Origin of the sequence: Pseudomonas anguilliseptica (assembly GCF_021375795.1) — a bacterium.
GTDB lineage: Bacteria > Pseudomonadota > Gammaproteobacteria > Pseudomonadales > Pseudomonadaceae > Aquipseudomonas > Aquipseudomonas anguilliseptica_A.
In genome coordinates, this window is the sequence record NZ_JAEIOI010000001.1 from 884,072 (window position 1) to 896,853 (window position 12,782).

Consider the following 12,782-nt stretch of genomic DNA (forward strand, 5'->3'; position numbering starts at 1 on the left):
CGCTGCTAGAGTGGCGCATCAGCCAGGCTAAACGGGGGTTGCAATGAAGATTCTGGTGACCGGAGCCAGCGGTTTTATCGGTGGGCGTTTTGCCCGTTTTGCCCTGGAGCAGGGGCTGAGTGTGCGGGTCAACGGGCGCCGCGCCGAAGGCGTCGAGCACCTGAGTTCGCGCGGTGCGGAATTTATTCAAGGCGATCTGTCTGACCCCGAGTTGGTGCAGCAGCTGTGTCGGGATGTCAATGCAGTGGTGCATTGTGCCGGCGCGGTTGGCGTGTGGGGGCGTTACGAGGATTTCCACCAGGCCAACGTCACGGTCACTGAGAACGTGGTGGAGGCCTGCCTCAAGCAGAAGGTGCGGCGCCTGGTGCATCTGTCGTCGCCGTCGGTGTATTTCGATGGCCAGGCGCATGTCGGCCTGCGTGAAGAGCAGCTGCCCAAGCGCTTTTCCGATCACTACGGCAAAACCAAGTTTCTTGCCGAGCAGCAGGTATTTGCTGCCCAGGAGTTCGGCCTGGAAGTGCTGGCGCTGCGTCCGCGTTTTGTCACCGGCGCAGGCGATACCAGCATTTTTCCACGTTTGATCAATATGCAGCGCAAGGGACGCTTGTCGATCATCGGCAACGGCCTGAACAAGGTCGATTTCACCAGTGTGCACAACCTCAATGAAGCGCTGATGAGCTGCCTGCTGGCCGCCGGGCCAGCGCTGGGACAGGTGTACAACATCAGCAACGGCGCGCCAGTGCCGCTGTGGGACGTGGTCAACTATGTGCTGCGCAAACTCGACCTGCCGCCGGTCACTCGTCATCTGCCCTATGGCCTGGCCTATGGTGCGGCGGCGCTGAATGAAGGCGTGTGCAAGCTGCTACCCGGTCGCCCGGAGCCGACCCTGTTCCGCCTGGGCGTGGCAGTGATGGCCAAGGATTTCTCCCTGGATATCAGCCGCGCCCGCCAGTACCTGGAGTACGAGCCCAAGACCAGCCTGTGGACTGCTCTGGATGAATTTTGCGCCTGGTGGCAGGCGCATCACCGGAGTTGATGTTCGGGTAACCAGGCTCAGGCATAAACGCGCTGTCCGCGATACATACGTACCGACCCGCTGGCCGGGCGGTGCGCATGCTCTTCCACCAGCAGCGGGTGGCCGGCCTGCATCCGTGGTGTGCTTGCGGGCTCGCCGAAGGGGCGATCGCTGTATTGGGCCAGCAATTGCCCCAGTTGGCGGGTTTCCTCATTGCTTGAGGTGAGACAGGCGCTGAGCATGCTGTTGATCGCATCAGGCTGGCTCATGCGAATGTCCACAGTCAGTTCTTCGCGCAGCCTGCGGCGCAGGCTCATCATGCAATCCAGTACTTCTCTGTTCAGCTCCATGGACCTTTCCCCCGTTGTACAAGTGGGCTGGGTGTCATCCATCCTGAATGCCACCGGCCTGGTCTCGCCGCGTTTGCCGCGTGCGGATCGCGCCTGTACGGCCGGTTTCCCTGGCCCTACGAAAACGTCGCAAATAGACAAGTGCAAAGCGCGTACCAGCTCACATTCTGCGGAACTGCGCGGCCTGCAGCGGGTCGATGGGCTGAGCCGTGCCCTTCGTCGGTGCGTTTCGCACTGGCATGGCGCGACACTGAAGCGCTGCGCGCGAACCGTTATACTGCGCGGCAATTTGCATGGAGCCTGTCGGGCTTGATCGTTCGTAGCGAGGGGAAGTCCGGTTTGAGTCAGTTTTGTTGGTCTTTTGAGGCGAATAGCCCGCTATTTAACGAAAAAGAGCAGCTAAAGTGGCCAATCCGGCTTTTCCGCAGCCGAGCAGTGTTAAGTCCGACAGGCTCCTCACCCCGCGCTTTCTTGAAGGTTGACCCATGCGTAACGATGCCCACGACGAACTCGATCATGTGCCCAGCCTGCGCGCTGACCACCGCGATCACGATGACTATGCCGCCGAGCAGGCGGAGCCGGCGCGCAGCCCTGCCTATGGCCGCGCGGCGACCGCTGCCCCGGTGAAATCGGCCAGCACCGGCCCGCTCTGGGCTCTGGTTGGCGCCTTGATGATCGCCCTGGGCGGGCTCGGCTGGTGGAGCTTCCAGCAGATCAGCCTGATGGAGCAGCAACTGGTGGCGACTCAGGAAAGCTTTGCGCGCATCAGCGAGGAAGCCGCCGGTCGTATTCAGGACATTTCCGGCAAGGTAGTGGCCACTGAATCGTCAGTCACCAGCGGCAGTGAAGCGCTAAAGCTGCAGGTCAAGCAGCTGGAAAGCAAACTGGCCGAGCTGAGCAAGCAACAGCAGGGCGTCAGTGGGCAGAATAGCGAGCAGAGCAAGCGCCTTGAGCAGCTGGCCGCGCAGCTGAAAGGCCAGGAAGGTGGGGATGCCAAGCTGGAAGGTATCCTCAACAAACTCAGCGCTGAACAGGCGGTGCTGAAAAATGAGCAGGCCACCCTGAAAAGCGCACTGGCCGGGCAGAGCAAGTTCGACGAGAAGATTGCCGGTCTGCGCAGCGAGATCGATGCGCTGAAGAAGCAAGGCAACTCCAGCCAGGCGATTGCCCGGGTTGAGCAGGACCTGTTGGTGTTGAAAAGCGATCTGGAAACCCGCTCGGCCGGCAGCAGTACCGCCGAGTTCGATGCGTTCCGCGCGCAGATGAGCCGCAATATCAGCACCCTGCAGGCGCAGGTGTTGAACCTGCAGCAGCAGATCGACGCACGCTAAGGATCTGTCTGCTGCGCGTCGGCGATACGGCGTTAGAAATGGCCTCGGAAAGCGGCTTGCCGCTAACGCGCTTTAGCGCGGCCCGAAGGGCGAGTGAAACGAGTACTGCTCATTTACAACCAGTAAACTCCGCGCCCTCGGCCATTTCTGCCTTGTCTCGCTCTAGCTCGCTAGACCTGAAGTAGTTCTAAAAGTGTTGCAAAGAAAAGCCCGCCAATTGGCGGGCTTTTTTATGCCGGTTTGACCACCTTGTTACAGCGTTGGGTAGTCGAGGTAGCCGACCGGGCCTTGGCCGTAAAAGGTTTCCGGGTGCGGTGTATTCAGCTCGGCATCCTGCGCCAGGCGCGCCGGCAGGTCCGGGTTGGCGATAAACGGAATACCGAAAGCCACTGCATCGGCTTTGCCTTCAGCCAGCCAGGTATTGGCCTGCTCCTTGGTGAAGCGTTCGTTGGCGATAAACACACCGCCGAAGGCTTGTTTCAGGCTTGGCGACAGACTGTCGTCGGCTTCCTTCTCACGGGCGCAGATAAAGGCGATGCCGCGTTTGCCCAGTTCACGAGCGACGTAGGTGAAGGTCTCGGCGCGGTTGGCGTCGCCCATGTCATGGCTGTCGGCACGCGGTGCCAGGTGCACGCCCACACGGCCAGCGCCCCAGACTTCGATGGCCGCATCGGTGACTTCCAGCAGCAGGCGTGCACGGTTTTCCAGGCTGCCGCCGTAGCGATCAGTGCGCTGGTTGGTGCTGCTCTGCAGGAACTGATCGAGCAGGTAACCGTTCGCGCCATGAATTTCAACGCCGTCAAAACCGGCGGCCTTGGCGTTTTCCGCGCCCTGGCGATAAGCATCGACGATGTCGGCGATTTCTTCGGTTTCCAGGGCGCGCGGGGTGACGAAGTCCTTCATCGGGCGCACCAGGCTGACGTGACCCGCCGGCTGGATGGCGCTCGGTGCGACCGGCAGTTGGCCGTTCAGGTAGATCGGGTCGGAAATGCGCCCGACGTGCCACAGTTGCAGAACGATCTTGCCGCCTGCAGCGTGCACAGCCTTGGTTACATTGCTCCAGCCGCGTACCTGCTCATCCGACCAGATACCGGGGGTGTCCGGGTAGCCGACGCCCATCGGGGTCACGGCGGTGGCCTCGCTGATGATCAGCCCGGCGCTGGCGCGTTGCACGTAGTACTCGGCCATCAGCGCATTGGGTACGCGGCCTTCATCGGCGCGGCAGCGGGTCAGCGGGGCCATGATGATGCGGTTGTTGAGTTGCAGATCGCCAATCTGGATCGGGTCGAAAAGCGTAGTCATGGGACGGTCCTCTCAGGTTATTCGTTGAGTGCAAGTTCGGGTTCAGGGGTACGGGTACTGAAGGTCAGCAGGGTGGCCAGCAACGCCAGTACGGCCAGGGCGGCAGCGGCCAGGGGTACGCGGGTCAGGCCGAAACCTTCGGCAATCACCAGGCCGCCAACCCAGGCGCCGAGGGCGTTGCCGAGGTTGAAGGCGCCAATATTCAGGGTCGACACCAGGTTCGGCGCGCCGCTGCCAAAGGCCACCACATTGACCTGCAAGGCCGGTACGGCCGCGAAGGCGGCGGTGGCCCAGAGGAACAGGGTGATTTCGGCGGGGATCAGCGCCTGACTGGTCCAGCTGAACAGGGTGGAAATCACTGCCATGGCGACGAATACGCCGACCAGGGTGGCTTTCAGGCTGCGGTCGGCCAGACGCCCGCCGAGCACGTTACCCAGGGTCAGGCCTAGGCCGATCAGCAGCAGGGTCCAGGTCACGCCACTGGGCGATACACCCGTGACTTCACCAAGCAGCGGCGCGATATAGGTGAACAGGGCAAACATCGCCGCGGAGAACAGCACCGTGGTGCTCAGCGCCAGCCACAGGCCGGCACCACGCAGGGCACGCACTTCGCTGGCGAAGTCGGCCTTGGCTTCATCGGTTTTGTTGGGCAGCACGCGCCACAGGCCGATCAGGGCAATCACGCCGATCAGGGTCACGGCCCAGAAGGTCGAGCGCCAGCCGGCGTACTGACCGAGCGCGGTACCCAGCGGCACGCCGAGCACGTTGGCCAAGGTCAGGCCGGTAAACATCAAAGCGACTGCTGACGCGCGGCGATTGGCTGGCACCAGGCTGGCGGCCACCACCGAGCCGATACCGAAGAAGGCACCGTGGCAGAGGGCGGTGATCACTCGGGCGAGCATCAGCATCTGGTAATCGCTGGCCAGGGCGCAGAACAGGTTGCCGGCGATAAAGATGCTCATCAGTGTTAACAGTGACGCTTTGCGCGGCCAGCTGGCGGTGGCCAGGGCCATAAAGGGCGCGCCGATGGCGACGCCCAGGGCGTAACCAGTGACCAGCCAGCCGGCGCCGGGAATCGACACGCCAAGGTCGCCGGCCACTTCCGGCAGCAGGCCCATGATGACGAATTCCGTGGTGCCGATGGCAAACGCGGACAAAGCGAGGACGAGAAGCGCTGCAGGCATGCCGTCAGCTCCTGAAAAAAGGTGAATGAAAAAGGGTTTTTAGAGCGCTTGGCTCATGTGGTTGAGGAATGCCTGGATGGCCTCTTCATTGCGCTTGAAGAAGTTCCACTGGCCGACCTTCTTGCTGCTGATCAGGCCGGCGCGCTGCAGAGTCGCCAGGTGCGCCGAGACTGTTGATTGCGACAGCCCGGTGCGTTGGTCGATCTTGCCGGCGCACACACCGATTTCCAGCGGGTGATCCTGGTCGGCGAAATACGCCTGCGGATCCTTCAGCCAATGCAGGATGTCGCGCCGCACAGGGTGGGCCAGAGCCTTGATCACTTCATCGATGTCGAGTTGCATACGGGTTATCCCCTGTGCGCTGTAACGCTATATCGCGATGGAGCGAACTTTATATCGGCTGCTGACGATATACAGATCGTTCGTGGCGATAGTCATCATCATGGCGACTGATGTGTAAGCTGTAGCCATGAATTACCTCGCGCATTTACACCTCGGCGGCGACGCGCCGGCACAGCTGCTGGGCAGCCTGTATGGCGATTTCGTCAAGGGGCCGCTGGCCGGGCAGTGGCCGGCAGATATCGAGGCGGCGATCCGTCTGCACCGACGCATTGATGTATTCACCGACAGTCACCCGCTGCAAGCGCAGGCACGGGCGCGTTTTGCCATTGAGCGGCGGCGTTATAGCGGCATCTTGCTGGATGTGTTTTTCGATCATTGCCTGGCGCGGAACTGGGCTGATTATGCTGCTGAGCCACTGCCGCGCTTTACCGGGCGGGTGTATCAGGTGTTGGCCGCCGAGCCACTTCTGCCTGAGCGTCTGGCGCATATTGCGCCGCGTATGGCCGCGCAGGATTGGCTGGGCAGTTACCGCGATTTTGCCGTGCTGGAGCAGGTGGTAGCGGGGATTGATCGGCGGCTATCGCGGCCAGGCTTGCTGGCCGGTGGTGCGGCCGAGCTGGAGCGGCTGTATCAGCCGCTGCTGGAGGATTTTCGCCAGTTCTATCCGGAGTTGCAGGCCTTCGTGGCGCATGAGCGCGGACTCGTTGGTTAAGCGGCCCGGCTTTCTTCCTCGCGTAGTTCAGCGGTGCCAAACAGCGCCTGGCTGATCGCTTGCTGCGCCGCGCGAGCCAGGGCGTTGCGGTTCAGCTCGCGGCTGGCAATCGGTGTCAGTAGCTGGATCTGCACTTCACCCAGTTCGCTGCCGAGCAAACGCAGCAGGTGCGAGAGCATGTCGTCATCGCCGATAAACGGCGCCACGCTGCAGGGTTTGCCATCACGCAGGTAGCGGATGGCCACTGGCTGTATGTAAACCCCGCTGTCGATCGCGCTGCTCAGCAGGCGGCCGTGAAAGGTACGCAGCCCCAGCCCATCGGTGGTGGTGCCTTCGGGGAAGATCAGCAGGTTACGCCCGCGTTGCAAATGGTTGCCCAGTTGCTGGCTGAGCAGGCCGCTATCACCCGAGCCGCGGCGGATAAACAGGGTGCCGGCCTTGTGCGCCAGCCAGCCGGCTACCGGCCAGGTGCGCACTTCGGCCTTGGACAGGAAGGACAGCGGAGTGAGCATGCCGAGCAGCGGGATATCGGTCCAGGACACATGATTGCTGACCCACAGCATCGGCTGACGCGGCAGCTCGCCCTGCACCTGCAAGCGGAACGGCAAGGCTGCCGCCAGATGTGCGAGAAACCAGCGGGTCAGGCGCTGACGGGTCGGCATCAGGTCATGCCGCACCAGACGTTCGAGCAGGGTGATGCCTGCCGCCAGCAGGGTGCCGAGGCTGATCACCAGCAGCAGGCGCGCCAGGCGCAGGTATAAACGCACTTTCTTCATCGAACTCTCTCGCTGCAAAAATACAAACGCCGGCACTGTCTACAGAGTGCCGGCGACTTGTGCAACATTACTCCGACCTGCTGTTAAACAGCAGCTTTGAAATGCCGTGCATAGCGTGGGCAAAGCTCATCACGCTTGAGCAGGATAAACACGTCGGCGACCTGGAAATCCTGGTCCCAGCACGGCTCGCCGCAGATCTTCGCACCCAGGCGCATATAGGCCTTGAGCAGCGGGGGCATTTCGGCGATCACGTTGCTCGGCACATCCAGCGTAGGCAGCGGGGTCTTCGGTTCGGCGCGCAGGTGTTCGGTGCACAGGTAGCGTTCGCGCAGGCGCTGCATGATTGCCTGGGCCTGGATGCCGCCGTCCTGCATGGAGATGCTCGCGCAGCCCATCAGGTAGCGGTAACCGCCTTGGTTGAGCACTTCGGCCAACTCGCCCCAGAGCACGGCGATGGTCGCGCCGTTGCGGTAGGCGGCGTCGACGCAGGTGCGGCCGATTTCCAGCACCGGGCCTTCGAGGTGCGGCAGGCCGTGCAGGCTGAATTCTTCTTCGCTGTAGAAGCGCCCCAGGCTGGAGGCTGCGCAGTGGTCGAGCAGGCGCGTCGTGGCTACCAGCTCACCGCTGTTCAGGTCACGTACGCCGATGTGTTGGCAGTGAATGTCGTAGTCATCCATGTCCAGGCCCAGCTCGGCCCCCTTGAGCTTGGCATCGAATTCGACGCTGAATACACGAAAGCGCAGTGCCTGGGCTTCGCGCAAGGCTGCAGCGCCGTGCAAACGCTCGGCCTGCAGGCGACGAGCTGGGGTAGTGCGGTCGCGGGTGATTGCCATCTGGGTCATGCCGTCATCTCCATTTCGGCCGTGTGAAAACTACTGCGCTCGGTTATGCCGCGTTGAAAGCAACCTCGGAATGCTCATGTACAACTCGTACACTCCGCTTCCTCGCTTGCTTTCGCCTTGCCTAACCTTCGCTCGCGACGTTTTCACTTGGCCTAGTTAGCCGGCTTTTTGCCTTGCAGCCGGTCGATCTTGTTGGGCAAGCTCAGGCTAGGTAGCGCTGGTGTCACCTCCGTGAATCTTTGGTGATGCTTGTGTGACAGTGCTTTCGATAACCCCAACAAGGAGCAATGCATGCCCTGGCAACAGCTGTTAAGCCCGCAAACGCGTCTGCCGGTCGCGGGGCTGGAGGAGTGGTACGCCAGCCTGCTGGAACGCATCGGCAACCCAACCCCGTTGCAGCTGGCCTTGCTCGGCGGCCGGCTGGCAGCTACGCCGGGGCTGGCGTTTCTCGCCGGTTATCAGGGCGCGTTGCGCGCACTCTGGCCGGCCGCGTCCTGGACCTTGGGCGCGCTGTGCGTAACCGAGAACCGCAGCACGCGTCCGGCCGATATGAGCACGCGGATCAACGCGCTAACCCTCGAGGGCCGCAAGGATTTCGTCACCGCCGCCGAAGCCGCCGACTGGCTCTTGGTGGCTGCGCGTGAGGAAGCAGCTGGCGCGCCGGTGCAGCTTGCGCTTGGGGTGGTGCGCAATGGCGCGCCGGGGGTGCAGGTCGAGACGCTGCCGGCATTGCCGCTGATGCCGGATGTCAGTCATGGCCGCCTGCATCTGCAGGGCGCGCATTGCGAGCGACTGCCCGGTGACGGTTGGGATGCCTACGTAAAACCCTTCCGCACCCTGGAGGACACCCACGTGCTGGCGGCGCTGACGGCCTGGCTGTTCGGCGTAGGCCAGGAATCGGCCTGGCCGCAGGCCCTGCAATTACGCCTGCTGGGTTTGCTGGCCGGCTGCGCGGAAGTGGCGCGGCAATGCCCAAGTGCCGCAGGCAGCCATCTGCTGCTGGCCGGACTGTTTGCCCAGTTCGACAGCCTGCGCAGTGATCTGGACAACGCTTTTGCTGCCGGTGACGAGCATTGGGCGCAGCTCTGGCAGCGCGACAAAGGTCTGCTGGCGATTGCCGGCAGCGCGCGCAGTAAACGTTTGCAGAAGGCGCAGGTGGTGCTCGGCATCAACCTGTAAGCCGGCATGGCGCGTCGGCTTGATCCAGATCAGTAAGGCCGAGCCGCTGCGCCAGTAAGCTCGCGGGCTTTCGGGAGAGAGCCTGCCATGCGACGCGAGCCCATAGTGCTGTTCGATAACGGCGAGCATCAATGCATGATGTTCGATGACCTGGTCAGCGGGGAGGGCGTGCAGTCCAACCAGTTTCTGATCACCGACAACGAGCAGTACCTGCTGCTCGATCCGGGCGGCGACCTGACCTACACGCCGTTGTCGCTGGAGCTGTCCAAGCACATCCCGGTGCAGGATCTGACCTATATCTTCGCCTCGCACCAGGACCCGGACATCATCGCCTCGCTGGACAAATGGCTGCTGCACACCCGCGCGCGGGTGATCTGCTCCAAACTCTGGGCGCGCTTTCTGCCGCACCTGACGGCCAACTACCTGGCGCTCAGTCGTGGCATCAACACCTTTGACCGGATCATCGCGCTGCCGGATCGCGGCCAGTCGTTTGCCTTGGGTAAATGCACGCTCAAGGCGGTGCCGGCACATTTTCTCCACTCGGTGGGCAACTTTCAGTTGTATGACCCGGTGAGCAAGATTCTGTTTTCCGGTGACATGGGCGCCTCGATGGTCGATGACGCACACCCGGTGACGGACTTCGTCAACCATGTGCCGAACATGCTCGGTTTTCACCGACGCTATATGGCGGGCAACAAGGCCTGCCGGCTTTGGGCGGCGATGGTCCGCGAGATGGATGTGGCGATGATTGTGCCGCAACACGGCCGGCCCTTTGTCGGTGCGGAAATGATCAATGCCTTCCTTTACTGGATCGAGAACCTGGAGTGCGGCATGGATCTGATGGGGCCAGAGGATTACCGCCTGCCGAAGTAGTGGCGTTCCATGCACTGACTTTTCGCGCCGAATTGCCGGCTAAACCGGCGTGTTCGGCGCTTTTTGTCGTCATCAGCGCCATGCTAGGGTGCCGCCTTCGATCCCAGCAGAGGCGGCTCCATGTCCTTCACTCCCTTTCCCGTGCGGCGGCTGATGCTGGCGTGCGTCTTCGCTCTGGGCTGCGCCACAGCGCAGGCCGAGAACTGGCCTGGCAGCGACTGGGACAGCCAGTTGGCCGCGCCGAGCAGCGCGCTCAGCGAGCTGGAAAGCTACGCCTTTCCCGCCCGCGATGACGCCACCCGCAAAGGTGTGCGCACCGATGCCCTGCTGGTAATCCGCGATGGCCAGGTGGTTTATGAGCGCTATGCCGCACCGACCACCGCCGCCACGCCGCACCTGACCTGGTCGATGGCCAAGAGTCTGCTGGCTACTACGATGGGCGTGGCCTACGGCCAGGGCCGCTTCCGTCTGGATGCGCCGGTGGCCGATTACTACCCGCCGTTTGCTGCACACCCGCAGGTCAAGGTCGGCCACTTGCTCAACTGGGCCTCGGGGCTGGACTGGCAGGAGGACTATGAATACGCGCCGCTGAAGTCCTCGGTGGTGGCGATGCTCTACACCCGTGGCCGCGGTGATATGGCGGCGTTTACCGCCGCGCACAGCGCCGATGCCCAGCCGGGCGAGCGCTTCCGTTATTCCAGTGGCGATACCAACGTACTGGCTGCCGCGTTGAAGAACATGGTGGGCGAGGCGGCTTATGCCGATTATCCCTGGACCGCCCTGTTCGACCCGCTCGGTATCACCACCGCCGTGTGGGAGCGCGATGCTGCGGGCACCTTTGTCGGTTCCTCATACGTCTACATGAGCGCTCGTGACCTGGCCCGTGTTGGCCTGCTGATGCAGCGTGATGGCCGCTGGGGTGAGCAGCAGTTGCTGCCCAAGGCCTGGGTCGAGTTCAACCGCACGCCGTTTGCCAATTACCAACCGCAGGCCGGCAAGCCGGGTGAAGCCGTGCCCGGCGGCCAATGGTGGCTCAATGCGGCAGTCTCCGGTGCGAGCAGGCCGTGGCCGGATGCGCCGGAAGACACCCTGGTGGCGTCCGGGCACTGGGGGCAGGGGCTGTATGTAATCGCCAGCGAGAACCTGGTGATCGTACGCTATGCCGATGATCGCGATGGCAGCTTTGATCGCAACCATTTCCTCAAACTGGTTCTTGCCGCGTTGGCCGATGAGGTGCAGCCATGATTCGTCGTCGTCCGTTCAGCAGCCTGTTGCTGCTGATTGCGCTATTGCTCGCCGCTCTGGCCTGGCAGAACCGTACCCATTTGCAGGCCTTTCCGGGGATCATCGGTGCCTACTCGGCCAAGGAATACTGCTCGTGCCGTTATGTGGCGAACAACCCGGCCGACTACTGCGAGGCGTATGTGGCGCAGTATGTTTCGCTCTCCGGCTTCTTCGATGACTCGGCCAACAAGCGCGTGACCGCGCGTGGCCTGGGCAGTACCCAGAGCGCGCAATGGCTGGGCCCACGCCAGGGCTGTCAGCTGTTACCGCAGGCTGCGCCGCTGCCGTAACAGGGCAGCGTCTGGCTGAGCGCCCGGCAGGGTTTGCAAGGCCCTGCCGGGCAGCTATGGTGGCGACTCCATTTCCCATGCGTGAGCCGCAATGCGCAGACTCAACCGCCGCGTGAACGCGCATGCCGCATAACGTCTTTCCCTGGCGACGCGGTAACGCACTGAGCTTGCTGATCGATGGGCCGCAGTTCTTCGTGCGGATGCTGGCGCGCATCGACGCCGCGCAGCGGCAGGTCGAGCTGGAGCTTTACCTGGTGGAAAGCGGGGCGTGCAGCCGCGTACTGATCGATAGCCTGTGCGCTGCCGCGCAACGCGGCGTAGCCGTGCGTTGCCTGTTCGATGCGTTTGGCGCGCAGGGGTTGCAGGTGACGGATCGGCAACTGCTGCAGGCGGCCGGTGTACAGGTGCAGTGGTACAACCCGCTGCGCTGGAAGCATGGCGTGCGCAACTTTCACCGTGATCACCGCAAGTTATTACTGGTCGACGAACAGTTTGCCTTTGTCGGTGGCACCGGTTCGACCGATGAATTCTGGCTGCCCGGCCACAGCAGCAGTACCTGGCATGAGGTGATGGTGGAAATCAGCGGGCCGCTGGTGGTCGACTGGCAGCAGCTGTTTGAACGCCAATGGCTGACTTGCCAGGCCTGGATCGGCTGGCGACCGCGCATGCCGCTGCGCCTGAAGAACCTGCCAGCTTTGCCGGCTCTGGGGCAGGGTTTGGGCCGTGTGGCTTTTGCCGATGCTTCGCAGCACCGCGATATTCTGCTCTCGCTGGTACGCGCCTTGCGCGGTGCCAAGCGACGTATCTGGTTGGCCACACCGTATTTTCTGCCGACCTGGCGGGTACGCCGCACCCTGCGCCAAGCGGCCAAGCGCGGTATTGAGGTGCGCTTGCTGCTGGCCGGGCAGCATACCGATCACCCACCAGTACGTTTTGCTGGCCAGCGTTACTACGCCAGCCTGCTCAAGGCTGGGGTGCAGATATTCGAGTACCAGCCGCGCTTTCTGCACCTGAAGATGGTGCTGGTAGACGACTGGGTCAGTGTCGGCTCATGCAACTTCGATCACTGGAACCTGCGCTTCAACCTGGACGCCAACCTCGAAGCGCTCGATCCTGCCTTTACCGCCAGCGTGGCGGCGAGCTTTCAGGCGGACTTTGCCGAGAGCGAGGAAATCACCCTGGCCGACTGGCGCGCACGGCCCTGGTGGCGGCGCGTGCAGCAATCCATCTGGGGCGCGCTGGATCAGTTGCTGGTCAACCTGCTTGATCGCCGCCGCTGACCCGCACTTTTGTCGGGTGTCG

Annotated in this window: 14 protein-coding genes; 8 read left to right on the forward strand and 6 right to left on the reverse strand. The window is 62.8% G+C overall.

Features of this window, described 5'->3' with window-relative positions; all coding sequences use genetic code 11:
* The first annotated feature begins 43 nt into the window (after positions 1-43).
* Positions 44-1,036, forward strand: a complete 993-nt coding sequence (locus IOD17_RS04065; RefSeq protein WP_233683806.1) for an NAD-dependent epimerase/dehydratase family protein — start codon at positions 44-46, stop codon at positions 1,034-1,036.
* A 17-nt stretch (positions 1,037-1,053) separates the two neighbouring features.
* Here IOD17_RS04065 and IOD17_RS04070 read toward each other — a convergent pair whose 3' ends face one another.
* Positions 1,054-1,365, reverse strand: a complete 312-nt coding sequence (locus IOD17_RS04070) for a hypothetical protein (protein WP_233683807.1) — start codon at positions 1,363-1,365, stop codon at positions 1,054-1,056.
* A 485-nt stretch (positions 1,366-1,850) separates the two neighbouring features.
* Between IOD17_RS04070 and IOD17_RS04075 the strand changes: the two genes are divergently transcribed.
* The gene (locus IOD17_RS04075) at positions 1,851-2,696 is read left to right on the forward strand and encodes an ATPase (protein ID WP_233683808.1); all 846 of its coding nucleotides are present in this window, start codon (positions 1,851-1,853) and stop codon (positions 2,694-2,696) included.
* Positions 2,697-2,948: 252 nt separating this feature from the next.
* Here IOD17_RS04075 and IOD17_RS04080 read toward each other — a convergent pair whose 3' ends face one another.
* Genes IOD17_RS04080 through IOD17_RS04090 form a run of 3 tightly spaced genes read right to left on the reverse strand, consistent with a single transcriptional unit; the run spans position 2,949 to position 5,524 of the window.
* Positions 2,949-3,998 carry an alkene reductase gene (locus IOD17_RS04080; protein ID WP_233683809.1) on the reverse strand — a complete coding sequence of 350 codons (1,050 nt, stop codon included), beginning with the start codon at positions 3,996-3,998 and terminating at the stop codon, positions 2,949-2,951.
* A 17-nt stretch (positions 3,999-4,015) separates the two neighbouring features.
* On the reverse strand, positions 4,016-5,182 hold the full coding sequence (locus tag IOD17_RS04085) for an MFS transporter (protein WP_233683810.1): 1,167 nt from the start codon (positions 5,180-5,182) through the stop codon (positions 4,016-4,018).
* Between the two features lie 39 nt (positions 5,183-5,221).
* Entirely contained in the window at positions 5,222-5,524 is a 303-nt protein-coding gene (locus IOD17_RS04090; protein WP_233683811.1) for an ArsR/SmtB family transcription factor, read from the reverse strand.
* Between the two features lie 127 nt (positions 5,525-5,651).
* Here IOD17_RS04090 and IOD17_RS04095 point away from each other — a divergent pair, with 127 nt between their 5' ends.
* Positions 5,652-6,236, forward strand: a complete 585-nt coding sequence (locus tag IOD17_RS04095) for an ACP phosphodiesterase (protein ID WP_233683812.1) — start codon at positions 5,652-5,654, stop codon at positions 6,234-6,236.
* Here the strand turns inward: IOD17_RS04095 and IOD17_RS04100 are convergent.
* Both IOD17_RS04100 and olsB read right to left on the reverse strand, forming a co-directional pair.
* Complete coding sequence (locus tag IOD17_RS04100) at positions 6,233-7,012, reverse strand: lysophospholipid acyltransferase family protein (protein WP_233683813.1); 780 nt, start codon at positions 7,010-7,012, stop codon at positions 6,233-6,235. The two genes, IOD17_RS04095 and IOD17_RS04100, sit on opposite strands and share 4 nt — an antisense overlap.
* An 83-nt stretch (positions 7,013-7,095) precedes the next feature.
* Entirely contained in the window at positions 7,096-7,854 is a 759-nt protein-coding gene (gene olsB / locus IOD17_RS04105; RefSeq protein ID WP_233683814.1) for an L-ornithine N(alpha)-acyltransferase, read from the reverse strand.
* Between the two features lie 291 nt (positions 7,855-8,145).
* Between olsB and IOD17_RS04110 the strand changes: the two genes are divergently transcribed.
* The 5 genes from IOD17_RS04110 to IOD17_RS04130 all read left to right on the forward strand — a co-directional run bounded on the left by IOD17_RS04110 (position 8,146) and on the right by IOD17_RS04130 (position 12,760).
* Positions 8,146-9,033 carry an acyl-CoA dehydrogenase family protein gene (locus tag IOD17_RS04110; RefSeq protein ID WP_233683815.1) on the forward strand — a complete coding sequence of 296 codons (888 nt, stop codon included), beginning with the start codon at positions 8,146-8,148 and terminating at the stop codon, positions 9,031-9,033.
* Positions 9,034-9,120: 87 nt separating this feature from the next.
* Positions 9,121-9,906: an MBL fold metallo-hydrolase gene (locus IOD17_RS04115; RefSeq protein ID WP_233683816.1), complete on the forward strand. Its 786-nt coding sequence runs from the start codon at positions 9,121-9,123 to the stop codon at positions 9,904-9,906.
* Between the two features lie 153 nt (positions 9,907-10,059).
* Positions 10,060-11,151, forward strand: a complete 1,092-nt coding sequence (locus tag IOD17_RS04120; RefSeq protein WP_233684513.1) for a serine hydrolase domain-containing protein — start codon at positions 10,060-10,062, stop codon at positions 11,149-11,151.
* Positions 11,148-11,480, forward strand: a complete 333-nt coding sequence (locus tag IOD17_RS04125; protein ID WP_233683817.1) for an amidase — start codon at positions 11,148-11,150, stop codon at positions 11,478-11,480. The genes IOD17_RS04120 and IOD17_RS04125 overlap by 4 nt, the downstream gene beginning before the upstream one ends.
* Positions 11,481-11,602: 122 nt before the next feature.
* A complete protein-coding gene (locus tag IOD17_RS04130) occupies positions 11,603-12,760 on the forward strand; it encodes a phospholipase D-like domain-containing protein (RefSeq protein WP_233683818.1) in 1,158 nt (385 codons plus the stop codon).
* The last annotated feature ends 22 nt before the right edge of the window (positions 12,761-12,782 follow it).

Bases quoted from the DNA above. Each gene is read 5' to 3' on its own strand.
- IOD17_RS04100 (WP_233683813.1), bottom strand. From the start codon at position 7,012: ATGAAGAAAGTGCGTTTATACCTGCGCCTGGCGCGCCTGCTGCTGGTG.
- IOD17_RS04075 (WP_233683808.1), top strand. From the start codon at position 1,851: ATGCGTAACGATGCCCACGACGAACTCGATCATGTGCCCAGCCTGCGC.
- IOD17_RS04130 (WP_233683818.1), top strand. From the start codon at position 11,603: ATGCCGCATAACGTCTTTCCCTGGCGACGCGGTAACGCACTGAGCTTG.
- olsB (WP_233683814.1), bottom strand. From the start codon at position 7,854: ATGACCCAGATGGCAATCACCCGCGACCGCACTACCCCAGCTCGTCGC.
- IOD17_RS04095 (WP_233683812.1), top strand. From the start codon at position 5,652: ATGAATTACCTCGCGCATTTACACCTCGGCGGCGACGCGCCGGCACAG.
- IOD17_RS04085 (WP_233683810.1), bottom strand. From the start codon at position 5,182: ATGCCTGCAGCGCTTCTCGTCCTCGCTTTGTCCGCGTTTGCCATCGGC.
- IOD17_RS04080 (WP_233683809.1), bottom strand. From the start codon at position 3,998: ATGACTACGCTTTTCGACCCGATCCAGATTGGCGATCTGCAACTCAAC.
- IOD17_RS04090 (WP_233683811.1), bottom strand. From the start codon at position 5,524: ATGCAACTCGACATCGATGAAGTGATCAAGGCTCTGGCCCACCCTGTG.
- IOD17_RS04120 (WP_233684513.1), top strand. From the start codon at position 10,060: ATGCTGGCGTGCGTCTTCGCTCTGGGCTGCGCCACAGCGCAGGCCGAG.
- IOD17_RS04065 (WP_233683806.1), top strand. From the start codon at position 44: ATGAAGATTCTGGTGACCGGAGCCAGCGGTTTTATCGGTGGGCGTTTT.
- IOD17_RS04070 (WP_233683807.1), bottom strand. From the start codon at position 1,365: ATGGAGCTGAACAGAGAAGTACTGGATTGCATGATGAGCCTGCGCCGC.
- IOD17_RS04125 (WP_233683817.1), top strand. From the start codon at position 11,148: ATGATTCGTCGTCGTCCGTTCAGCAGCCTGTTGCTGCTGATTGCGCTA.
- IOD17_RS04115 (WP_233683816.1), top strand. From the start codon at position 9,121: ATGCGACGCGAGCCCATAGTGCTGTTCGATAACGGCGAGCATCAATGC.
- IOD17_RS04110 (WP_233683815.1), top strand. From the start codon at position 8,146: ATGCCCTGGCAACAGCTGTTAAGCCCGCAAACGCGTCTGCCGGTCGCG.